The organism is Mesorhizobium sp. M0898 (genome assembly GCF_040319695.1).
Lineage (GTDB): Bacteria > Pseudomonadota > Alphaproteobacteria > Rhizobiales > Rhizobiaceae > Mesorhizobium.
In genome coordinates this window covers 23,604-44,893 of sequence record NZ_JAMYOE010000018.1, presented here as the reverse complement: position 1 = coordinate 44,893, position 21,290 = coordinate 23,604, and the positions used below count along the sequence as shown (strand labels likewise).

The window sequence follows — 21,290 nt, the reverse complement described above, 5'->3', positions numbered from 1 at the left end:
TTCCCGCCAGACTGGCTCCAGAGCAAAAGAAGGTAGCCACTCAGCGCGCGTCGCGCTTTGCTTGCGCCACCTTTGCCGCCTGCCGCTGCCGGCCGCGTTCCATCGGTCGGATCAGATTCTCTGGCCGCCGGCTCACGACCGCGCGCACGCCTTTGTGCGCGGTACGCGTGTTGAACTCGGGACCGTCCGCGGCAGCGCCTTGCTCATGGACAGCGCCTTGCGTGCATTCTCGACCAGCGAAACACGCGCCAACAGTTGGCGGCGGCGTTCGGTCTCGCCATTGAGCCGTCGCATGGCCATCGCCAGCACTGCAAGCTTCAACTGCGAGCCGCCATCAGCTTTGAGGCGGCAGTCCCCTTCGGCGAGCCTTTGCCGCGTATTTCGCGTCGGCGCCGATGCGCCTCGGTCTGCGCCTCGTCGCGCCGTTCTCTCAGCAGCTTGACCAGGCCGGCAAGCTCGGCGTCGGCATGACCCTGCACCGCCGGATGGTGCGATTCTGGACCAGACCGTGCTCGTCGGCGCTCAGTGCCCGAGCCTCTTCCTTGCACGAAATCGCCATGACACCGCTCCTCCGTTGGTGAAGACCGCTTCTTCCCGGTTCTCTTGGGCCGAAGTCTGCGACCAAACGGCGATGCGATCAAGACACATGGAAGTCTCGGCGATCAACCGCGTCTCAAAAGCCGTGTGAAAAATCCAGTTGGTTTGACACGATGCGCTGGAACAGAATGGCCAACGCTCTCCATCAGTGCGCTCAACACCGCTCCCTCGCGAACACTAGTCGAGAAACTCTTAGCGATGAATTCCAGCGTCGAATCTTGAAACGTCAGGATGAAATGGCGACAGCCTGAAAACAGCTCAGGGGTATGGGATGGGTGAACCCGATTTGCCCTTTGCAGAGAAGCGATCCAGGACGAGTTGAAAACTTCGAACGCGGAATATGGCTTCAACCCGAGCCCATAAAGCCGATGCCCGTTGATGGCTTCGTCATTCGGCGGGCCGAATTGCAGTGCCAGATAAGGATCCGCCGTCAGGATTGCGATGGGCTGGTTATCCGTTGCCGGCGAAACCGAACGCGGATTCGTGCCATCGAATGACGGCTCCGGCCTGTTGGCGAGGTAGGCGATGAGCAGCTTGCCTTCATCCGCAAAGACGTGAGGCAACGGTGCACCGGCGGACGACGGTGGCACCTCGATTGGCAGAAGTGTCTCAAGGGCGGCCATACCCCTTACTTCCCCACGCCCGGCAATATCTTACCCGGGTTCATGATGTTCAGCGGGTCGAGCGCCTGCTTGATCGTGCGCATGATGTCGACGCCATGGCCGAGCTCATGCCGCAGAAAGCCGATCTTGCCCTGCCCTATGCCATGCTCGCCGGTGCAGGTGCCGTCCATGGCGATGGCGCGCAAATTGAGCCGCGCCACGAATTCTTCCGCCAGCGCGATCTCCTTCGGGTCGTCCACGTCCATCAGCACCAGCACATGGAAATTGCCGTCGCCGGCATGGCCGACGATCGGCGCGATCAGGCCCATCTCGGCGATATCCGCCTCGGTCTCGGTGACGCATTCGGCAAAGCGCGAGATCGGCACGCAGACATCGGTCGACAGACCCTTGGCGCCCGGCCGCAGCGTCAGCGACGACCAGTAGGCATCGTGCCGGGCTTTCCACAATTTTGTCCGCTCTTCGGCGACGCTGGTCCACAGGAACGGACCGCCGCTATTTTCCTCGGCGATCATGCCGAAGGTCTCGGCCTGTTCGGCGACGCTGGCATCGCTGCCGTGGAACTCGACGAACAGGCACGGGCTCTCCGGATAGTCGAGCTTCGAATAGGTCTTCATCGCCCGCATCTGCAGCGCGTTGACCAATTCTATGCGCGCCACCGGAATGCCCATCTGGATGGTCGCGATCACCGTGTTGCACGCCGCCTCGAGGCTGGGAAACGGGCAGACGCCGCCTGAAATCGCCTGTGGAATGCCCTGCAGCTTCAAGGTCAGCTGGGTGATGATGCCAAGCGTGCCTTCCGAACCGATCAGCAGCCGCGTCAGATCATAGCCGGCCGAGCTTTTCTTGGCGCGCTTGCCGGTCGTCACTGCTTCCCCGTCTGCCATCACCGCCGTCAGCGACAGGACGTTCTCGCGCATCGTGCCGTAGCGCACCGCGTTGGTGCCCGACGCACGCGTCGCCGCCATGCCGCCGAGCGAGGCATTGGCACCCGGGTCGATCGGAAAGAACAGGCCGGTGTCGCGCAGGTGCCGGTTGAGATCCTCGCGCGTCACGCCGGGCTCGACGGTGCAGTCGAGGTCCTGCGGATTGACCGCAATGATGCGGTTCATGCGTGACGTATCGAGCGAGATGCCGCCGCCCGGCGCATTGGTGTGGCCTTCCAGCGAGGAACCGACGCCAAAGGCGATCACCGGCACGCGATGCGCCGCGCATGCGCGCACGATCTCCTGCACCTCCTCCGTCGTCTCGGCAAAGGCGACGCCGTCCGGCGCCTGCGTCGGAATATAGGTCGTGGTGTGCGCGTGCTGGGCCCGGATCGCCTGGCCGGTCTGGAATCGCTCGCCGAGCCGCTGCTTGAGGATGCCGAGTACGGCGGCAATGCCTTCTTCGTTGCGCTCGACCGGATTGAGGTCGCTTAGAGCCATCGATTCCTCCGCGAATGGACCAGCGTCCACCCTTGTTCTGCATCTACGGATGCGTAGTCTCACGAACCACGCTCTGTCCAGTCCACGCTCATCCCGGCATGACGAGAAGGAAGTTTCCGATGCCCATCCCCGCCCCTTTCGTCTCCCGCGCCATGGACATCGAGGAGGCCTGGATCGACTACAACGGCCATCTCAACATGGCCTACTACAACGTGCTTTTCGATCGTTGCTCCGACGAAGCCTTCGAGATGATGGGGATGGGGCCGGATTACGTGAAAGAACGACGGCTGACCATCTACACGGCGGAAGTCCATGTCTGCTACGTCCAGGAGTTGCATCTCGACCACAAGGTCACCGTTTCGTTCCAGCTGCTGGACCATGACGAGAAGCGGCTGAGGGCCTATCAGGAAATCCGTCATGTCGACGGTTGGCTCGCCGCCACTTCAGAAACATTGTCGCTGCACGTCGACATGGCTGGCCCGAAGGTAGCGCCCTTCCCCGCCGACGTCCTGGCCAGGGTGGAAGCGATGCGCGCCGCCCATGCCGCCCTGCCGATGCCGGAGCGCGCCGGCCGCTCGATCGGGATTCGTCGTAAGCAGGCTTGAACCACGGTCCAACCGCCGTTAACCTTACCGAGGTTTTAACGTGAACAAGCCGAATTGAGACGTTGAACGACTCAGCGCGGCGTTGGAAAACCGTCCGCATCGAATTGCGATACGGGCGGCGGAGCAGCAGCGGTTCGGGGAACGTGCATGAAAACCGATATCAAGGTCGAGGCGGACAGGCTGGCGGCTGATCCACGCATCACCGACTATGATTTCTGGCGCTCGCTGAAGAACCTCAATAACGAGATCTTCCACATCGCCAACAACAACGAGCCGATCCCCTTCGCCATGATCCGCTGGCGCGCCATCCTGAAGCAGGCGCGGATGAAACGCGGCCACGCCTGAACGGTGGGGGAAAAAACAGACCGGCCGTCCGGTTTGCATTTCTGATGATGTGCTGACGAACGATCCCAAGTGTCAAGGCTGGCGCTTCACCGCACCCAGCGGCGATCGCGGCACCACCGGCGACGACTGGATGATCGCCGTATTGGTCATCGCGAACGGAATGATCCGGTCGATCACCCGCTCGAGCTCGGCCACCGAGGCGACATGCGCCAGCGCGATGAAACAGTCTTCACCGGTGACCCGGTCGCATTGGGCGATCTCCGGTAGGTCGCGGATGATTTCGGCCACGACAGCGAGCTGGCCCGGCACCGGCCTGATGCGCAGCCACGCCGACAATTTCATGCCGAGCGCGGCCGGATTGATGCGCACCGTATAGGCCTCGATCACGCCGCTCTCCTGCAGCCGCTTGATGCGCTCGGCCACGCTCGGCGCCGACAGGCCGACCGACCGCGCCAGTTCGGCGGTGCTGGTGCGCGCGTCCTTTTCCAGCAGGCGCAGGATTTTCAGATCCGCCGGATCCAGATCGCTATTTTCATTTCGAAGGCGTTTCAGCGGAATACTCCTTGCTTTCGGAAAGGAAATGGCCGCAATGCCCGGCCATCATCCATATCAATGGCAAAAATCGCCTGCGATACTGATCCCATGCAAGATCGGACGCAAGCCCCAGCGGCAAGTCCGGCACTCGCCGGCCCCGCCTTTACCTTGGCAAACGCGGTCCCGCCGCATCTCTGGTTCGGCGTCAGCGCCGTGTTCCACTATCTCGGACCGGCCTTCGCGGTGCTGCTGTTCCCGCATGTCGGCGTGCTCGGCATGGCTTGGCTGCGCATCGCCACCGCGGCACTCGTCTTTGCCCCATTGACCCGGCCATGGGCGGTCTTCGCCCGCGCCGATCGCTCGACGCGGTTGTTGCTTGTGGCTTTCGGCGTCTGCCTTGGGGTGATGAATTGCTCGTTTTACCTGGCGCTCGACCGGCTGCCGATCTCGCTGGTGGCGGCGATCGAATTCGTCGGCACCATCGGCGTTGCGCTTGTTGGCCTCAAAAGCCCGCGCAATCTCGCCGCCCTCGCAATCGCTGTCGCCGGCACCCTGTTGCTGATCGACGTCAAATGGTCGAGCGATCCCGTCGGCCTGTTCTGGGCCTTCCTCAACGGCACGCTGTTCGTTGGCTACATCGTGCTCGGCCACCGCGTCGCGCGCGGCGGCGCCGGCGACGGCATCGCCGGGCTGGGTGCCGCCATGGCGGTCGCCCTTCTCGTCGTTCTGCCGATCGGTTTCGCCGATGCTCTGCCGGCTTTCTCGGCGCCGCCGCTGCTGCTTGCGGCGGTCGGCGTCGGCATCTGCTCGTCGGTCATTCCCTATATTTGCGACCAGCTTGCCATGTCGCGGCTGCCGCGCTCCAGCTTCGCGCTGATGCTGTCATTGCTGCCGGTCACCGCAACGTTGATCGGCGTCATCGTGCTGCGGCAGGTGCCGAGCCTCACCGACTGCCTTGGCATCGCCCTGGTGGTGGCCGGCGTGGCGTTCCATAAGCCGGCGCCGGACTGATCAGGCCAGTTTCTCCTTGAGGAAGGCGATCGTCCTGCCCCAGGCGAGGTCAGCCGCCTTCTTGTCATAGCGGGCCGCCGACGTGTCGTTGTTGAAGGCATGGTTGGCGCCTTCATAGACATAGACCGAGTATTCGACATGGGCCGCGTCGAGTGCCTTCTTGAAGGCATCGATGCCGGCATTGGTGCGGGTGTCGAGCCCGGCATAATGCAGCATGAGCGCGGCCTTGATCTTCGGCACGTCCTCGGCCTGTGGCTGCATGCCGTAATAGGCGACGGCGGCGGCGAGGTCCGGCGCGTTGACGGCCAGCATGTTCACCGTGCCGCCGCCCCAGCAGAAGCCGACGGCGCCGACCTTGCCGTTGCCGTCCTTGTAGCCTTTGAGGTAGGCGACGGTTGCCACGGCATTGGCGGCGACCTGTGCTGGATCGAGCTGGGAAAACAGGTCACGTGCCCTGTTTTCATCGTCCGGTGTGCCGCCGAGCGGTGTCATGAAGTCCGGCGCAAGCGCCACGAACCCTTCCAGCGCAACGCGCCGCGCCACATCGCGAATATGCGGGTTGAGACCCCTGTTCTCGTGCACCACGATGACGGTGCCAAGCTTGCCGGTCTGGTCCGCCGGCCTGACCAGATAGCCCTTCATCTCGCCGGCGCTGCCGGGATAGCTGATGTCCTCGCCTTTCACACGCGGATCGTCTTCCGCCACGATTGCCGCCTGGGCCGAGTTCGCCGCCAGCAGCGGCGCGATCGCGGCAGCTGCCGCACCCGATCCGGCAAGCCTGGTCAACTGCTCCATGAAGCGCCGCCGGTCGAGCGTCAGATGGGTGTATTCGTCATAGGCATCGATCATCGCCTGGGTAATGACAGGCTCGGCGGCAGTGGGTCCGGCAGGTGTTGTCATGGCTTGCTCCTCGCCCCCCGCGGCAACATAGAGCCGAAGCTTGCCTGGTCCAGTCACGGCTGAGTGAGGCTGCCATAAGTCCCTGCACGAGGGCCGTGATGCCGCGCGCCGCACTGTCGTTAAATTTTGGTCCTTTGTGGCAATGCTAAATGCACGCACCACGATGTAAAAAGAAGTTACCGGGCTATGCCTCACTCGGGCCATTTGGCGAACGAGAATGGCCATTTGGCGGGAAAAGAATGCCTGATTGACGACGAAGGAATATGCCATGACCTTTCCCTCCCCGCTTCTGGCAAGTGGGTTCGCCCTCGCCGCTATGGCTTTGCTGGCGCTGCGGTTCACTACCTTCACCGCATTCAAACGATCGTTGATCAAAATCCGCGCCAACCGGCACCCGCCCGCAAACGCCAAAGCCTGAGGAAAGGTCATGGACGTTCAGGACATCATCAACACCGTCTCCCAGAAATCCGGTCTCAACCAGGCTTTGACGGAAAAGATCGCCGGCACGATTTTCTCGGTGCTCGAACACGAGGCGGAAGGCACGACTCTGTCCAGCTTCTTTGCCAAGATCCCGGGAGCCGACTCCCTGGCCAAGCAATATGATGTCATGGCTCCCGGCGCGGCTTCCGGTGGTGGCCTCCTGTCCTCGCTGGAGGGCGCGCTCGGCGGCGCTCTCGGCGAAAAGACCGGCGCGCTGATCAACGGCGTCGCCATACTCAAGGCATCAGGCCTCACGCTCGCTCAGATCAGCCAGGCCGGCACGATGCTGGTCCAGCAGGCCGAGACAGCCGCCGGCCCGCAGCTGACCAGTGAGGTACTTGCATCGGTACCCGACCTGAAAGGGCATCTCGGGCTCTGAAGGAACTTCTCTATTTCGGCAGCGTATAGGCCATCACATAGTCGCCCGGCTTGGTACCGACCGAGCCGTGGCCGCCGGCAACGATGACGACCAACTGGCGTCCGTCGGCTACCGTGTAGGTCATCGGTGTCGACTGCCCGCCGGCCGGCAGCCGCGCCTGCCAGAGCTGTTTGCCGGTCGTCAGGTCATAGGCGCGCACATAGTCGTCGACCGCCGCACCGAGGAAGGCGACGCCGCCGGCAGTGATCATCGGCCCGCCAATGCCGGGCACGCCGACCTTGAACGGCAGCGGCAGCGGCGTCATGTCGTAGACGGTGCCGTTGCGATGCTTGTAGACGATCTTGCCGGTCCGAAGGTCGGCACCCGCCACATAGCCCCAGGGCGGCGCCTGGCAGGGAATGCCGAGCGGCGACAGGAACGGCTTCAATATCACTGCGTAAGGCGCACCGTCATTGCGGTTCAGGCCTTGTTCGCTGCCCTTGGTGTCACCGGGCGGCGGCACGTCGGCGCGCGGCACCAGCTTGGAGATGAACGCCAGGTATGTCGGCATGCCGAACATCACCTGCCGGACCGGATCGACTGCCACGCCGCCCCAGTTGAAGGTGCCGAAATTGCCGGGATAGATCAGTGAGCCTTGCAGCGACGGCGGCGTGTAGCGGCCCTCATAGCGCAACTTCCGAAGCTCGATCCGGCAGGCCAACTGGTCGAACATGGTAATGCCCCACATGTCGGCGCCGGTCAGCGGTTTCGGACTGAAGCTGAGATCCGAGAGCGGCTGCGTCGGCGAGGTATGGTCGCCCTCGATCGCGCCGCCCGGCGCCGGCACTTCCTTGACCGGAACGATCGGCTCGCCGCTGCGCCGGTCGAGAACATAGAGGTCGCCCTGCTTGGTCGGCCCGACCAGCGCCGGCACCACGCCACTTTCCGTGGTGATGTCGACCAGCGTCGGCTGCGCCGGCACGTCCATGTCCCAGAGATCGTGGTGCACGGTCTGCCGCACCCAGCGCAATTGTCCGCTGTTGAGATCGAGCGCGGTGATCGAAGAGGAGAATTTCTCGTCATTGGCGCTGCGCCCGGCGCCGAGCTGGTCCGGCGTCTTGTTGCCGAGCGGCACATAGAGCAGGCCGAGCTTCTCGTCGGCGCTTGCCGTCGACCACATGTTGGGCGAGTTGTTGGTGTAGGTCTGGTCCGGCGGCAGCGGCGTCGTCTGGTCCGGATTGCCGGAATCCCAGTTCCACAACAGCGCGCCGGTGTCGGCATCGTAGGCACGAATGACCCCGGACGGCTCCTGCGTCGAATAATTGTCGTTGACCGCGCCGCCGACGATGATCTTGTTGGCGACGATTAGCGGCGCCGAGGTCGAATAATAATAGCCCGGCTTCGGATATGGCATGTTGGCGACCAGGTTCAGCGTGCCGCCTTCGGCGAAAGTCGGGCAGACCTGGCCATTCGCCGCATCGAGCGCGATCAGCCGGGCGTCGGATGTCGGCAGGTAGATGCGTGTGGCGCAGGGCTGGCCAGCGGCGACCCTGGCATCGGCATAATAGGACACGCCGCGGCAGGTCTGGTGCTGGCGGTCCTTGTTGAGCTTGACCTGCGGATCGAAGCGCCATTTCTCCTTACCGCTCGCGGCATCGATGGCGATGGCGAAATTATGCGGCGTGCAGATGTAGAGCGTGTCGGCGATTTTTAGCGGCGTCACCTGATAGGTCGTCTCGCCGATGTCGTCGGGCCCTTTCACGTCGCCGGTGCGATAGGTCCAGGCCGGCTGCAGATTGGCGACGTTTTCGGCGGTGATCTGGTCGAGCGGCGAATAGCGCTGGCCATATTGCGTGCGACCGTAATAGTGCCATTCGCCAGCCGGCACGTTGCCGCCGAGATCGGCCGTCGGCGTCACCTTGTCGGTGTTGAGTTCACCCGCAATATCCTTTGGATCGGTCGTCATCGAATAGCCGGCGACCGCAAGCGAGGCCAGCACGGCGAGGATCAGCGGCGCGCGTCCGTCGGGACCGGTAAGCCCGCGCCGCGCCCATGGCGTCAACAGCCATAGCGCGACAAGCACGATGATGCCGCCGCGCGGGCCGAGCTCCCACCAGTCGAAGCCGGTCTCCCAGACCGCCCAGGCGAGCGTGCCGAGCACGATCGCCGCGTAGAGCCACAGCGCCGTGGATCTGCGCCTGTAGAGCAGCCAGGCCGCGACAAGGAAAGCTAGACCGACGATGACGTAGTACCAGCTGCCGCCCAGCGTCACGAGCCAGATGCCGCCGCCGCCAACCGCCAGGCCGATGAGGAAAAGGATCAGGGAGGTGATGACCACAGCCAAGACGGTGCTCCTTCGACTGGTGCGCTCCGCGACGCGTCCATGGGCAACCCCGCATTGCGTTCCTGCCCCCACGCAACTTTCTCCGGCCCGCCTCCCCTGTCAAGCAAGCTCGGCGTTTTACGGTGCCGGCCCATCGCAAGCCCGGCGTTTTGGTTAGCGGACCCATTCAGATTGTGAGTCCACCGACTGGACAGAGAACAAAACGGAGACACTTCTGGCCTTTCGCTGCCGAATCACTACATTCGGGGGGAGATGTCCGGCTTTTCGGAAGACATGCCCTTTTTTGACGAACCGAACGCGCGGCCCGCGGCCCCGTCGGGCATTGCCGCGCGCGCCATGGCTGCCCGCAGCGGCCACAACAATGCGCCCGACTATCTCAAGGGGTTGAACCCCGAGCAGCGGCTGGCGGTTGAGACCACCGAAGGCCCGGTTCTGGTGTTGGCCGGCGCCGGCACCGGCAAGACGCGCGTCCTGACCACCCGCATCGCCCACATCCTTGCCACCGGCAAGGCTTTCCCCTCGCAGATCCTCGCCGTCACCTTCACCAACAAGGCGGCGCGCGAGATGAAGCAGCGCATCGGCCTGTTGATCGGCGAAGGCAATGTCGAGGGCATGCCGTGGCTCGGCACCTTCCACTCGATTGGAGTGAAGCTGCTGCGCAGACATGCCGAGCTGGCCGGGCTCAAATCCGACTTCACCATTCTCGACACCGACGACGTGGTGCGCCTGATCAAGCAGCTTATCCAGGCCGAAGGGCTGGACGACAAGCGCTGGCCGGCCAAGCAGTTCGCCCAGATGATCGACGGCTGGAAGAACAAGGGCCTCGGTCCTGCCGACATCCCCGAGGGCGATGCCCGTGCCTTCGCCAACGGCAAGGGCCGCGAGCTCTACAAGGCCTATCAGGAGCGGCTGAAAACGCTGAACGCTTGCGACTTCGGCGATCTCCTGTGCCATCCGATCCGCATCTTCCGCGCCAATCCGGACGTGCTGAAGGAATACCACAAGCGCTTCCGCTACATCCTCGTCGACGAATATCAGGACACCAACACCGCCCAGTACATGTGGCTGCGGCTGCTGGCACAGCGGCCGCAATCCTCCCCCCTTGAGGGGGAGGTGCCCGCGAAGCGGGCGGAGGGGGTTGCCGCAGAAGGCACCGCTAGAGCGTCGAGCACTGCCGCCGGTAGGTCAAGCACTGCCGCACGGACCCCACCCGACCGGGCTTCGCCCGGCCACCCTCCCCTCAAGGGGGAGGGAAGCCCGCGCCTGTCCACCGTAAATATCTGCTGCGTCGGCGACGACGACCAGTCGATCTATGGCTGGCGCGGCGCCGAGGTCGACAACATCCTGCGCTTCGACAAGGATTTTCCCGGCGCCACCATCATCCGGCTGGAGCGCAACTATCGCTCGACCGCGCACATCCTCGGCACCGCCTCCCACCTCATCGCCCACAATGAGGGCCGCTTCGGCAAGACGCTGTTCACCGAAAAGATCGCCGAGGACGACGAGAAGGTGCATGTCCACGCCGCCTGGGATTCCGAAGAGGAGGCCCGCGCCGTCGGCGAGACCATCGAGGCTTATCAGCGCCAGAAGCACAATCTCAACGACATGGCGATCCTCGTCCGCGCGTCCTTCCAGATGCGCGAATTCGAGGACCGCTTCGTCACGCTCGGCCTCAACTACCGCGTCATCGGCGGCCCGCGCTTCTACGAGCGCCTCGAAATCCGCGATGCGTTGGCCTTCTTCCGCGTCGTCGCACAAGGCGCCGACGACCTCGCCTTCGAGCGCATCGTCAACGTGCCGAAGCGCGGCTTGGGCGAGGCCACCATCCGCCAGATCCACGACACCGCACGGGCGCTGCGCATCCCGATGCTGGAGGCGGCGGCAAAACTCGCCGAGAGCGACGAGCTGAAGCCGAAGCCACGCGCCGCACTTCGTGAGGTCGCGGCCAATTTTGAGCGCTGGCAGAAGGCGCTGGAAACCACCCCGCACACCGAGCTCGCCGAGACCATTCTGGAGGAGAGCGGCTACACCGACATGTGGAAGAACGACCGTTCGATCGAAGCGCCCGGCCGGCTCGAGAACTTAAAAGAACTGATCCGCTCCATGGAGGAGTACGAATCGCTGCGCTCCTTCCTCGAACATGTCGCGCTGGTGATGGACGCCGAGCAGAACGCCGAGCTCGACGCCGTCAACATCATGACGCTGCATTCGGCCAAGGGCCTCGAATTCGAAACCGTGTTCCTGCCCGGCTGGGAAGAAGGGCTGTTCCCGCACCAGCGTTCCCTCGACGAGGGCGGCCGCTCAGGGCTGGAGGAGGAACGCCGCCTCGCCTATGTCGGGCTGACCCGCGCCAAGAAGAACCTGCACATCTGGTTCGTCTCCAACCGCCGCATCCACGGCCTCTGGCAATCGACCATCTCGTCACGCTTCATCGACGAGCTGCCGGAAGCCCATGTCGAAGTTTCCGAGAGCGGCAACTCCTACGGCGGCTACGGCAATGCCTATGGCGGCGGCTCGTTCGTCTCCGGTCGTGGAGGCCAAAGTGCAGGCAGGCAGAACCCTTATGGGGCATCGCGCTTCGACAACATTGGCGGCAATAACGGTGCTGAAAAATCCGGCGCTTTCTCCAGCACCTATGCGACGCCGGGCTGGCAGCGCGCTCAAGCCAACCGCACCGAGGCGACCGACCGCAATTGGGGCACGCGCTCCGGCCACCAGGTCGAGCGCATCGGCTATGGCGAAACCGACTCCGGCTACGGCGCCGGTCGCACCTCGGTCAAGGGGCGCACCATCGACGGCGAGCTGGTCGCCAAATCCGTCGCCGACACGCCGTCCCCCTTCAGCGTCGGCGACCGCGTCTTCCACCAGAAATTCGGCAACGGCAACATCTCGGCCATCGAAGGCAACAAGCTGACCATCGACTTCGACAAAGCCGGCCAGAAACGCGTGCTGGACGGGTTTGTCACCGGGGTGTGAGGCCGCCGGGCGCTAGCGATACCGCGCCTGGTTCCACTTATGCCCCAGCAGCGACAGGATGATGATCAGCCCGTTGAAGAACTGGACATAGAAGCCGCTCAGGCCTGCCGCGACGACGCCGGTCTGGATGAACGAGACCGTGACCGCGCCGATCGCGCCGCCGACCACGGTGCCGATGCCACCCCAGGTCGGGGTGCCGCCGACGAACACCGATGCCAGCACCGGCAGCAGGTATCCGTCCCCCGCCGTCGGCCACCAGGTGAAGTTGATCATCACCGAAAACGTGCCGGCGATCGCAGCCCCGATGCCGACGAAGACGAACACTTTTACCCGCACGCGCTTGACGTCGATACCCATCTGCTGGGCGCTGTCGGGATTGTCGCCGACCACCTTGACCTGCGCGCCGAAGCGATGGCGGTTGTAAAGCAGCGCCGACAGCACGACGAACGCGATGGCCCAGAAGATCTGCACCGGAATGCCATAAAGCTGGCTGGAGAAGATCTTGTAGGCCCAGCTGTCGGCAAGACCGGTCAGTGCCGCCGACCTGCCCTCGTTGATGATCTGGATCAGGCCGCGCAGCAGGAAATTCATGCCGAGCGTGGCGATCAGCGACGACAGCCCGCCATAGACGACCAGCGAGCCGACCAGGAAGCCGAGCAGCATGCCGGTGACGATTGCGGCGGCGATGCCGAGGAACGGGTCGTAGCCGGCCTGCACGACCAGCGCAAACACCCAGGAGGCAAAGCCCATCGTCGCCGGAAACGACAGGTCGATCTCGCCGCAAGTGACGACGAAGACCAGCGGCACCACCACGAACAGCGCCACCGGCAGCGTGGTGAGTACGGAGCTGTAGAGATACCAGGTGGTGAAGACGATCGGGTTGGCGATCATGAACACCGCCATCATGACGATGAACACGGCAAGCGTGCCGAGCGCGGCGCGGTTGTCGAGGATGAACCCGCGCAGCCAATTGTCGGACGGGTGTCTCCACTCTTTCCCGGCGGTTTCGCCATGCGTGCCGCCGAGGGGGCTCTGCAGATCGGGTTCCATGGTCTTGCTCATCGTGCCGCCCTCCCCGCATCGCCCGCGTCGTGCAACCCCGGCAATCCGCTGGGGTGGGCGACGTCTTCCATGAAATTGATCAGGTCTTCGGCCGATTTGACCTCGCTGCGGTCGGCGCTGAGCGCGACCTTGCCGCGATCCAGCACCACGAAGCGATCGGCGATATCGAAGACGTGGTGGATGTTGTGGCCGATGAACAGGATCGAGCGACCGCTCGCCCGCACCTGGCGCACGAAGTGGAAGACCTTGGCGGTCTCGGTCAGCGATAGCGCGGTCGTCGGTTCGTCGAGGACAATCAGCTCCGCCTTCTTATAGATGGCCCGCGCGATCGCCACGCCCTGCCGTTCGCCGCCCGAGAGCTGGCCGACGATCGACTGTGGCGTGAACACTTTCGAGGTGAAGCCGATCTCGCGCATCAGCCGGCTCGCCTCCGCGATCTCCTTGTTGACCTTCAGCCAGCCAAGCCAGCCGGTGAGCTCCCGGCCCATGAAGATATTGCGCACGATCGTCTGCTGCACGGCGAGCGCCCGGTCCTGGAACACCGTTTCGATGCCGGCGTCGCGCGAGCGCGCAGGGTTCCATCCGGTCACCGGCTTGCCGCGGACGAGAATCTCGCCGCTGGTCGGTTTGACCACGCCGGACAGGATCTTGATCAGCGTCGACTTGCCGGCGCCATTGTCGCCGATCAGGCCGACCACCTCGCCGCGATCGACGCTGAGATTGACCCCGCCCAGCGCATAGACCTGGCCGTAGGACTTGGTGATGTCGCGCAGTTCGATGATGCGTTCGGCCATGGCGATCCCTCGCTTGATTGTCGCGTGCCGGCCTTTTCGCCGGCGGTCCCGCCGGCCGGGCTCGATCCCGGCCGGCGGCTTGGGAGGTCAGCGCAGCGCCTGCTTGGCGAGCTCGGCGACGATCTCGTAATTCTGCGGCGTGACGAAGCCGGCGCCGGTGTCGACATTCATCGGTGCGAGACCCAGCACAACCTGCTGGCAGAGGCTGAGGATCGGCAGATAGCCTTGCAGGAACGGCTGCTGGTCGGCCGTCAGCTGCACCCAGCCGCCCTTGAAGCCCTCGACGATCTGCGGGCTGGTGTCGAAGCCGAAGTTGAAGATATCGCCCGGCTTCCTGCCCGCCGCCTGCATATAGGTGGGCACATTGCCCAGCATCTGGCCGCCGGGATAGCCAACCGCCTTGACGTCGGGATTGTTGAGCAGTGCCGCGGTGATCACCGGAAGGGCCAGATTTGGGTCGGAAGCCCATTCGCCGCTCGGCGGCGAGGAGAGCTGTATGACCTCGACACCCGCTTCCTTAAGGGCAGCGACAGTGCCGCGTTCTCGCGCGCCGCGGCTCTCGTTCTCGAACGGGCCGATCATGATTGCCTTGTCGCCGGCCTTGAGCCCGGCCAGCTTGACCGCCTCGGTGCCGAGCGCGCGGCCCTGCTGCTCCTGCTGGGCGCCGACATAGCCGCCGCCGAACGCCGCCGTGACCGTCGGCACCGGCACGTTCTGGTACATCATCTTGATGCCGTCCTTGTGCGCCTGTTCGGCCAGCGGCATGATCGCGGCGTCGCCCGGGTGGCCCATCATGGCGATGCCTTGGGGCTTGACCGCGACAGCCTCGCGCAATTGCTGCACCATCTTCTCGACATCCCACTGGGAAAAGATGTAGTCGACCTTCGGCCCGAGATCGGCCGCCGCCTGCTTGGCACCATTATACACGATCGTGCCGAAGGCATCGCCCTCGGCGCCGCCGACGAAGAAACGGATATGGACATCCTTACACCACTGGGCATCGAGCGCCTGCGCCGGCAAGATCGAGAGTGCGGCGGCGAGCGCCATCGCGGCCGCCGCGACGGTCGAGCGCAGAACTGTCCTTCTCATCGTAATGCTCATGCACTTATCCTCCCTTTGTTCCCTCGCTAGCCGAGGGGTTTTGACGATCGCTTCGGTATTGCGCCGCAATCTTTCGCCGGCCGGCACCTCCCGCCGGCTTGTCCTGTTTTTATGTATGCCGTTATCGCAAAACCGCTGGGCACTTTTGCGCGACATGCATTAGCCTCACACCGGGTTCGGCAGGTAGCTCGCGCCTCCCCGGCATTGTTGGAGATAATCCAGCGCACGCGCCTGGCCGGTGATCTCGAGATCGCCGCGATAGACCGGGTCGTGCCAGCCCTCGATGTCGATGGCGCCCTTGTAGCCGACCAGCCGCAGCTCGCTGATCACCCGCGTCCAGTCGCTGTCGCCGAAGCCAGGGGTGCGCATCTGCACGAACGGCAGGCGGCCGAACACGCCATGTTCGCGGATCACGTCCCAGCGCACCGTCGCGTCCTTGCCGTGGACGTGGAAGATACGCTGCGCCCATTTGCGGATCTGCGGGATCGGATCGATCAGATAGACCAGCTGGTGGCAGGGCTCCCACTCCAGGCCGAGATTGTCGTTTGGCAATTCGTTGAATATCAGCTCCCAGGCGTCCGGATTGTGGGCGATGTTCCAGTCGCCGCTGGCCCAGTTGCCGTCCATGGCGCAGTTCTCGAAGGCGATGCGCACGCCCTTGTCGGCGGCCCGCTTTGCCAGCTTCCCCCAGACCTCGCGGAAGCGCGGCAGGCTGTCGGGCAGCGGCTTGCCGCGGATGCGGCCGGTGAAGCCGCTGACCACATTGGTGCCGAACAGATGCGCGTTGTCGATGATCGTTTCCCACGCCTCGAGCACGCCGCGATCGATCTCGCCGCTCTCCAGCGGATTGCCGAACACGCCGATCGACGAGACGATGACATCGGCATCGCCGATCGCCTCGCGGATCTCGCCCGCCAGCCGCGGAATGTCCTTGCCGCCCAGCGTCTGCCAGAAGAACGGCTGGATGCTCTCGAAGCCGAGCGGCAGGATCTGCCTGACATAGGCGGCCGGGTCGTCCAGATTGGCGCGCACCATGGTGCCGATCCTGATGTCGAGCAGCGGGTTTGGCATCATGATCCTTCCTGTTGAGCGATGGCGACCCGGCGCCCGGTTTCGGCGCTCTCGATCGCAGCGAAAACCATGGCCAGGCTCTTGATGTTGTCGGCGCCGCGCGTCTCCGGCTCGGTGCCGGTTTCGACGGCGCGGACGAAATCCTGGATGATGCCGAGATGGCCGCCGACGCGATCTGCCGGGTCGAGCGGCGGCACGGCTATCGGTTCGGTGCGGTCGAACAGGCCTTCACGGACCGGCCGCACGACTTCCGCCTTCAATCCGTCCGCGCCGTCCCAGACAATGCTGCCGCGCTCGGCGACGATCCGCCATGTACTGTCCCAGCTGGTGCGGAAGCCGGCCGCGCACCAGCTGCCGGCATAGGTGAACAGCTTGCCGCCGCCGAGGTCGAAGCTTGCAGTTGCCGACGACCCTTGCCGATACCAGGAATTGGCCGGCTCCCACTCCTGGCAATAGACGCCGGCCGGTTCGCCGGCCACCATGTAGCGGGCCGCATCGAATGTGTGTATCGCCATATCGAGCAGCAGCACATGGCGCATCTCTTCGCGAAAACCGCCGAAATGCGGCGCAACGAAGAAATCGGCGTGGATGCTGGTTGGCGCACCAATGGCGCCGGAATCGAGAAAGCGCCGGATGCGCCTGACATTGGCGACATAGCGGCGGTTCTGCACGACGGCATGGATGCGGCCGGCGCTGCGGGCCGCCTCGACAATGGCACGCGCATTGTCCGGGCTGTCGGCCAGCGGCTTTTCGGTCAAGAGATGGCAATGGTGGGCAAAGGCGGAAAGCGCCACCTCGCGGCGGGCGGCGGGAACCACGACGTCGAATACCGCGTCGGGCCTGGTCTGGTCGAGCACGGCGTCGAGCTCGGTTCCGATGACGGCGCTCGAAAGCTCGTATTCGCGCGCCCTTGCCCGCGCCCTTTCGGCGTCGATATCGACCAGGCCGACAATGGCGAGCTCGTCGATCTGCTTGGCCGCATCGAGCCACGCCTTGCTCATCGCTCCGCAGCCGACCAGGACGACATTGATCATCCAGCACTCCTCCCTCTCGGCCCCTCCAGACCGATCGTCACGGCGTTCACGGCAGAGCCGCAAACGTTCTTCCGTAAACGTTTACGAGAACACACCCGATGGCGTAGAATGTCAATTGCCCGGCTGTGAAAAATCGTGGCGTCGGCTTGGCCCGGAGAGCAGCCGGTGCTAGCCAAGCAAGGGGGAGAACTGTCCTTTGGCGTCCAGTATTCACGACCTTGCACGTCACCTGAATATTTCCATCGGCACGGTGTCGCGCGCGCTCAACGGCCGCGCCGACGTCAATGCCGACACGCGTCAGCGCGTGCTCGATGCGGCCAAGAAGCTGAACTATTCACCGAACCAGTCCGGCCGCAGCCTGCGGCGCGGCGCTACCCATTCGATCGCCTTCATGCTGCAGCCGCATCCGGGCGACCAGGAATATGGCGAGCCGTTCTTCATTCCGTTCCTGACCGGGTTGCAGGCCAAGCTCGCCGAAAGCGGCCTCGACCTGATCGTAGTGATGGGCGCGCCGGGCGACTATCAGCAGGAGCGCCTGCGCCGTGTCGTCGAGACGCGGCGGGCCGATGCGGTGGTGCTGGCCTGGACGCGGCGCGAGGACGAGCGCATCGACTATTTGACCCAGGCCGGTTTCCCGTTCGCGACGCTCGGCCGCAGCCGCTCCGGCGGCGATGCCTATCCCTCGCTCGACCTCGATTTCGAAAAAGCCGGGGCTGACGCGGTCGATCGTCTCGTCGCGCGCGGTCATCGCCGCATCGCCGCCATCCGCCCGTCGCTCGACCTCAATTTCGGCTATCTGTTCCTCGCCGGCTATCGCAAGGCGTTGCGGCGGCACGGCATCGAATTCGACCCCGAGTTGATCGCCGACGGCTTCATCAACGAGGCCGGCGGCTACGCGGTGACGCCGAAGGTCATGCGCTCCCAGGACCCGCCGACGGCCATCATCTTCAACAACGACGCGATGGCGCTTGGCGGCTGCAAGGCTCTGGCCGAGGCGGGCATCAGGCCCGGCCACGACGTTGCGGTGATCGTCATCGTCGACACCCCGCTCTGCCGCTATTTTTCGCCGGCGCTGACCGGCTTCCGCCCGGCGCTCGAGCCGATGGGCGAGCGGTTGGCCGAAATGCTGCTGGCATCGATCCCGGCTTACGCCGGCGCCGAAGGCGCACGCATCATCCGTGAAGTCTGGCCACTGGAACTGATCGCGCGCGACAGCGATTGAATCGCGGCGGTCACTGAGCAGGCTCAGATTGATCAAGACCCCCGCGCTCGCGCTCCGGCGTTGCGACCAGCGAGGCAGCGGCGGTATTGGCGGCGGCAAGTGCCGCCTCGACGGGCGCTCCACGCGCAAGCCACCCCGCAAAGGCGCCGACGAATTCATCACCGGCACCGTGGGTGCTGACCACCTCCACCGGCATCGCCGGCAAGGCGAATGCCTGGCCGTCGCGGTCGCAATAGGCAACGCCCTCGCCGCCGGCCGTGACGATTGCAGCCGGATAGAAACCGACGAGCATGTTGGCCGCCTTCGCAGCACCCTCGAGCGTGTCGACGACCGAAACGCCGGCCAGGAACTCCGCCTCGATGGCGTTGACGATGACGATGTCGGTCAGCGCGATCAGTTCGGCTGTCAGCTTTCGCGCCGGCGCCGCATTGAGAACCACGCGGCCGCCATGCGCCTTCACCGCTCGCGCCGCGGCAATGTTGGCGGCTTCCGGTACCTCGTTTTGCAGCAGCAGAACCACCGTTTGCGCGATCAACTCGGCCGCCTCAATAATGTCCTTTTCGCCGAGAGTGAGATTGCTGCCCGAGACGATCACCGCGCCATAGTCGCCGCTGTCGTCGAAAATCGCTACGCTCATGCCCGAGCCGGCGCCCGAAGCCACTCCCACGAAGCGCTGGTCGACGCCGTTGCGATCGAGATTGTCGAGAAGCGCGCGGCCGAAATCATCGTCGCCGACAGCTCCGATCATCGCCGCACGCACGCCGGCCCGCGCTGCCGACACCGCCTGGTTGCTGCCCTTGCCGCCGCATTTCGGATGCCAGGCATGGCCGGTGACCGTTTCGCCCTTGCGTGGGCGATCGGGGGCTTCGACCATGATATCGTAATGCAGGCTGCCGAATACGGTCACCAGCGGCCGAGGAGCCGTCATGTGCCCCACACCTTCATGAGCCGCTTGCCTTTCATGAGTTCTTGTCTTTCCGTTTCGACGTCACGGCAGACATGGTGCGGCCGAGATTGCGCTCCGCCGCCTGGTAGTCGCGTTGCGCGACCGCGACGAACAGCGCGTCGAGAATGTTGAGCTGGGCAATGCGCGCGGCTGCGTTCTCACCCATCAACGGCGAGCCTTGGGCGGTCGAGCAAAGCACGATGTCGGCGACGGCTGCCAATGGCGAGTTGTCATAGTTGGTGATGGCCAGCGTGCGCGCGCCGCTTTTGCGCGCAAGTTGGATGGCGTCGATAACAGCGCTCGTGTTGCCTGAATGCGAGAAGCCGACGGCGATGTCGTCGGCGCCGAGCAGCGAGGCCGACATCAGCATCATGTGCGAATCGTCGTAGACAGAGGTGCGGATGCCGATGCGCAGGAATTTGTGCGAGACGTCGCGTGCGATCTGCGCCGAACCGCCGACGCCGTAGAAATCGCGGTTCCTGGCGCGGTAAAGCAGATCGGCGGCACGGTCGAAATCGTCCATGTCGAGGATGGCGAGCGTCTCCTCCAGCGCCTGGATAGAGGTGCGGAACACCTTCTGCACGATCTCGGCCGAACTGTCGTCCACCGACAGCTCCTGATGCATCTCGGCGGTCGGCAGGCGGCTGTATTCATAGACCGCCGTGCGAAAGTCGCGATAGCCGGAAAAACCCAGCTTCTTGGCGATCTTGACCACCATCGCCTCCGACACACCGGCCTCCTCGGCGATCTGCTTGAGCGGTATGGTCTCGTCGAAGCCGCGCCGTCCGAAGACGGTTTCAACCACCTTCGCCTCGAGCGGCGTCAGATGCGGCATCATCATGCGAATGCGCGGTCCTACTGCTTTCAGGTCCAGCCCGGTCAAGGTCATCCACGTCCCCTCGTCACGCGATCGATAAGCATCGCGGCGAGGATTATAAGGCCAGTTGCCAGGAGCTGATAGAAGGACTGCACGTTCATCAGCGTCAGGCCGTTGCGCATGCTGCCAAGGATGACGGCACCCAGGATGGTGCCGACGACGCTGCCCTTGCCGCCCATCAGCGAGGCGCCGCCGATCGCCGCCGCTGCTATGGCGTCGAGCTCCCAGAGATTGCCGAGAATGGGTTCGGCCGCACCCAGCCGGCCGATCAGGATCTGCGCTGCAAGCGCTGCCAGCAGGCCCGAGATCATATAGGCGGCGATCTTGGTGCGGGCGATCGGCACGCCGGCTATGTAGGCCGCCTCCTCATTGCCGCCGACGGCGAGCAGATATTCGCCAAACGGCGTCTTCTTGAGGATGATCCAGGCAATCAGCGCGACCACGGCCACGATGATGACCGCCAACGGCAATCCGAACAGCGAGCCGTTGAAGATAGCACGGAAGCCGGCAGGCAGGCCAAGCACCGGATTGCCGCCGGTATAGATCAGCGCCAGCGCCCGGTAGGTGCTGAGCGTTCCCAGCGTGACGATGAAGGGCTGCAGCCCGACATAGGCAACCAGCACGCCGTTGAGCAGTCCGCAGGCGAGGCCGATGGCGAAGCCAGCGGCGATGGCCAGCGGAAACGGCACTCCGGCAACCAGCATCGAGGCCGAGATGACCGCCGAAAGGGCTGCCGTCGGCCCGACGGACAGGTCGATGCCGCCCGAGATGATGACCAGCGTCATGCCCAACGCCAGGCACGCATTGATGCTCGATTGCTGCAGGATGTTGATCAGGTTACGCTCGGCAAAGAAGCCGGGGACCAGCGCCCCGAAGACGGCGAGGATCACCACCAGGCCGATCAGCGTGCCGGCGTCGCGCACGGAAAACCGGTGCAGGAAATCTGCCCTTGGGCGCGCTGCTGTGTGTTGGGTTATATCGGTCAT

Annotated in this window: 20 protein-coding genes and 1 pseudogene; 7 read left to right on the top strand and 14 right to left on the bottom strand. The window is 64.3% G+C overall.

Features of this window, described 5'->3' with window-relative positions; genetic code table 11:
* Nucleotides 1–40: 40 nt before the first annotated feature.
* The 3 genes and pseudogenes from NKH90_RS19210 to NKH90_RS19200 all read right to left on the bottom strand — a co-directional run bounded on the left by NKH90_RS19210 (nucleotide 41) and on the right by NKH90_RS19200 (nucleotide 2,644).
* A pseudogene (locus NKH90_RS19210) lies at nucleotides 41–559 on the bottom strand (hypothetical protein).
* Between the two features lie 103 nt (nucleotides 560–662).
* Nucleotides 663–1,220 (bottom strand): hypothetical protein, encoded by a 558-nt coding sequence (locus tag NKH90_RS19205; RefSeq protein WP_352820431.1) that lies wholly within the window; start codon nucleotides 1,218–1,220, stop codon nucleotides 663–665.
* Nucleotides 1,221–1,225: 5 nt separating this feature from the next.
* Complete coding sequence (locus NKH90_RS19200; RefSeq protein ID WP_352820429.1) at nucleotides 1,226–2,644, bottom strand: FAD-binding oxidoreductase; 1,419 nt, start codon at nucleotides 2,642–2,644, stop codon at nucleotides 1,226–1,228.
* Between the two features lie 119 nt (nucleotides 2,645–2,763).
* Here NKH90_RS19200 and NKH90_RS19195 point away from each other — a divergent pair, with 119 nt between their 5' ends.
* Together NKH90_RS19195 and NKH90_RS19190 are read left to right on the top strand one after the other, a co-directional pair.
* Nucleotides 2,764–3,249, top strand: a complete 486-nt coding sequence (locus NKH90_RS19195; RefSeq protein WP_352820427.1) for a thioesterase family protein — start codon at nucleotides 2,764–2,766, stop codon at nucleotides 3,247–3,249.
* A gap of 147 nt (nucleotides 3,250–3,396) precedes the next feature.
* Nucleotides 3,397–3,594, top strand: coding sequence for a hypothetical protein (locus NKH90_RS19190; RefSeq protein ID WP_023676715.1), 198 nt, complete (start codon nucleotides 3,397–3,399; stop codon nucleotides 3,592–3,594).
* A gap of 72 nt (nucleotides 3,595–3,666) precedes the next feature.
* On the opposite strand, the gene NKH90_RS19185 is transcribed toward NKH90_RS19190, so the two are convergent.
* Complete coding sequence (locus NKH90_RS19185; RefSeq protein ID WP_352456563.1) at nucleotides 3,667–4,146, bottom strand: Lrp/AsnC family transcriptional regulator; 480 nt, start codon at nucleotides 4,144–4,146, stop codon at nucleotides 3,667–3,669.
* 90 nt (nucleotides 4,147–4,236) lie between these two features.
* On the opposite strand from NKH90_RS19185, the gene NKH90_RS19180 reads away from it, so the two are divergent.
* The gene (locus NKH90_RS19180) at nucleotides 4,237–5,139 is read left to right on the top strand and encodes an EamA family transporter (RefSeq protein ID WP_352820425.1); all 903 of its coding nucleotides are present in this window, start codon (nucleotides 4,237–4,239) and stop codon (nucleotides 5,137–5,139) included.
* On the opposite strand, the gene NKH90_RS19175 is transcribed toward NKH90_RS19180, so the two are convergent.
* A complete protein-coding gene (locus NKH90_RS19175) occupies nucleotides 5,140–6,039 on the bottom strand; it encodes a dienelactone hydrolase family protein (RefSeq protein WP_352820423.1) in 900 nt (299 codons plus the stop codon). It lies immediately after the preceding gene.
* Between the two features lie 268 nt (nucleotides 6,040–6,307).
* Between NKH90_RS19175 and NKH90_RS19170 the strand changes: the two genes are divergently transcribed.
* On the top strand, nucleotides 6,308–6,457 hold the full coding sequence (locus NKH90_RS19170) for a hypothetical protein (protein WP_352820421.1): 150 nt from the start codon (nucleotides 6,308–6,310) through the stop codon (nucleotides 6,455–6,457).
* A gap of 9 nt (nucleotides 6,458–6,466) precedes the next feature.
* A complete protein-coding gene (locus tag NKH90_RS19165; protein WP_352820419.1) occupies nucleotides 6,467–6,898 on the top strand; it encodes a hypothetical protein in 432 nt (143 codons plus the stop codon).
* Nucleotides 6,899–6,908: 10 nt separating this feature from the next.
* On the opposite strand, the gene NKH90_RS19160 is transcribed toward NKH90_RS19165, so the two are convergent.
* Complete coding sequence (locus NKH90_RS19160; protein WP_352820417.1) at nucleotides 6,909–9,221, bottom strand: glucose/quinate/shikimate family membrane-bound PQQ-dependent dehydrogenase; 2,313 nt, start codon at nucleotides 9,219–9,221, stop codon at nucleotides 6,909–6,911.
* 252 nt (nucleotides 9,222–9,473) lie between these two features.
* Between NKH90_RS19160 and NKH90_RS19155 the strand changes: the two genes are divergently transcribed.
* Entirely contained in the window at nucleotides 9,474–12,197 is a 2,724-nt protein-coding gene (locus NKH90_RS19155; RefSeq protein WP_352820415.1) for an ATP-dependent helicase, read from the top strand.
* A 12-nt stretch (nucleotides 12,198–12,209) separates the two neighbouring features.
* Here the strand turns inward: NKH90_RS19155 and NKH90_RS19150 are convergent, their stop codons facing one another.
* The 5 genes from NKH90_RS19150 to NKH90_RS19130 form a co-directional block, all read right to left on the bottom strand.
* On the bottom strand, nucleotides 12,210–13,259 hold the full coding sequence (locus tag NKH90_RS19150) for an ABC transporter permease (protein WP_352820413.1): 1,050 nt from the start codon (nucleotides 13,257–13,259) through the stop codon (nucleotides 12,210–12,212).
* Complete coding sequence (locus NKH90_RS19145; RefSeq protein WP_352614309.1) at nucleotides 13,256–14,053, bottom strand: ATP-binding cassette domain-containing protein; 798 nt, start codon at nucleotides 14,051–14,053, stop codon at nucleotides 13,256–13,258. Before NKH90_RS19145 ends, NKH90_RS19150 begins: the two co-directional genes overlap by 4 nt.
* A gap of 87 nt (nucleotides 14,054–14,140) precedes the next feature.
* Nucleotides 14,141–15,154: a substrate-binding domain-containing protein gene (locus tag NKH90_RS19140; RefSeq protein WP_352820411.1), complete on the bottom strand. Its 1,014-nt coding sequence runs from the start codon at nucleotides 15,152–15,154 to the stop codon at nucleotides 14,141–14,143.
* 165 nt (nucleotides 15,155–15,319) lie between these two features.
* Nucleotides 15,320–16,225, bottom strand: a complete 906-nt coding sequence (locus NKH90_RS19135; protein ID WP_352768044.1) for a sugar phosphate isomerase/epimerase family protein — start codon at nucleotides 16,223–16,225, stop codon at nucleotides 15,320–15,322.
* Complete coding sequence (locus NKH90_RS19130; RefSeq protein ID WP_352820409.1) at nucleotides 16,225–17,259, bottom strand: Gfo/Idh/MocA family protein; 1,035 nt, start codon at nucleotides 17,257–17,259, stop codon at nucleotides 16,225–16,227. Before NKH90_RS19130 ends, NKH90_RS19135 begins: the two co-directional genes overlap by 1 nt.
* 196 nt (nucleotides 17,260–17,455) lie before the next feature.
* Between NKH90_RS19130 and NKH90_RS19125 the strand changes: the two genes are divergently transcribed.
* Nucleotides 17,456–18,481, top strand: coding sequence for a LacI family DNA-binding transcriptional regulator (locus tag NKH90_RS19125; protein ID WP_352820407.1), 1,026 nt, complete (start codon nucleotides 17,456–17,458; stop codon nucleotides 18,479–18,481).
* 10 nt (nucleotides 18,482–18,491) lie between these two features.
* Here NKH90_RS19125 and NKH90_RS19120 read toward each other — a convergent pair whose 3' ends face one another.
* Genes NKH90_RS19120 through NKH90_RS19110 form a run of 3 tightly spaced genes read right to left on the bottom strand, consistent with a single transcriptional unit; the run spans nucleotide 18,492 to nucleotide 21,290 of the window.
* Nucleotides 18,492–19,409 (bottom strand): ribokinase, encoded by a 918-nt coding sequence (locus tag NKH90_RS19120; protein WP_352820405.1) that lies wholly within the window; start codon nucleotides 19,407–19,409, stop codon nucleotides 18,492–18,494.
* A 31-nt stretch (nucleotides 19,410–19,440) separates the two neighbouring features.
* Nucleotides 19,441–20,316, bottom strand: coding sequence for a MurR/RpiR family transcriptional regulator (locus NKH90_RS19115; RefSeq protein ID WP_023721163.1), 876 nt, complete (start codon nucleotides 20,314–20,316; stop codon nucleotides 19,441–19,443).
* Entirely contained in the window at nucleotides 20,313–21,290 is a 978-nt protein-coding gene (locus tag NKH90_RS19110) for an ABC transporter permease (protein WP_352456543.1), read from the bottom strand. Before NKH90_RS19110 ends, NKH90_RS19115 begins: the two co-directional genes overlap by 4 nt.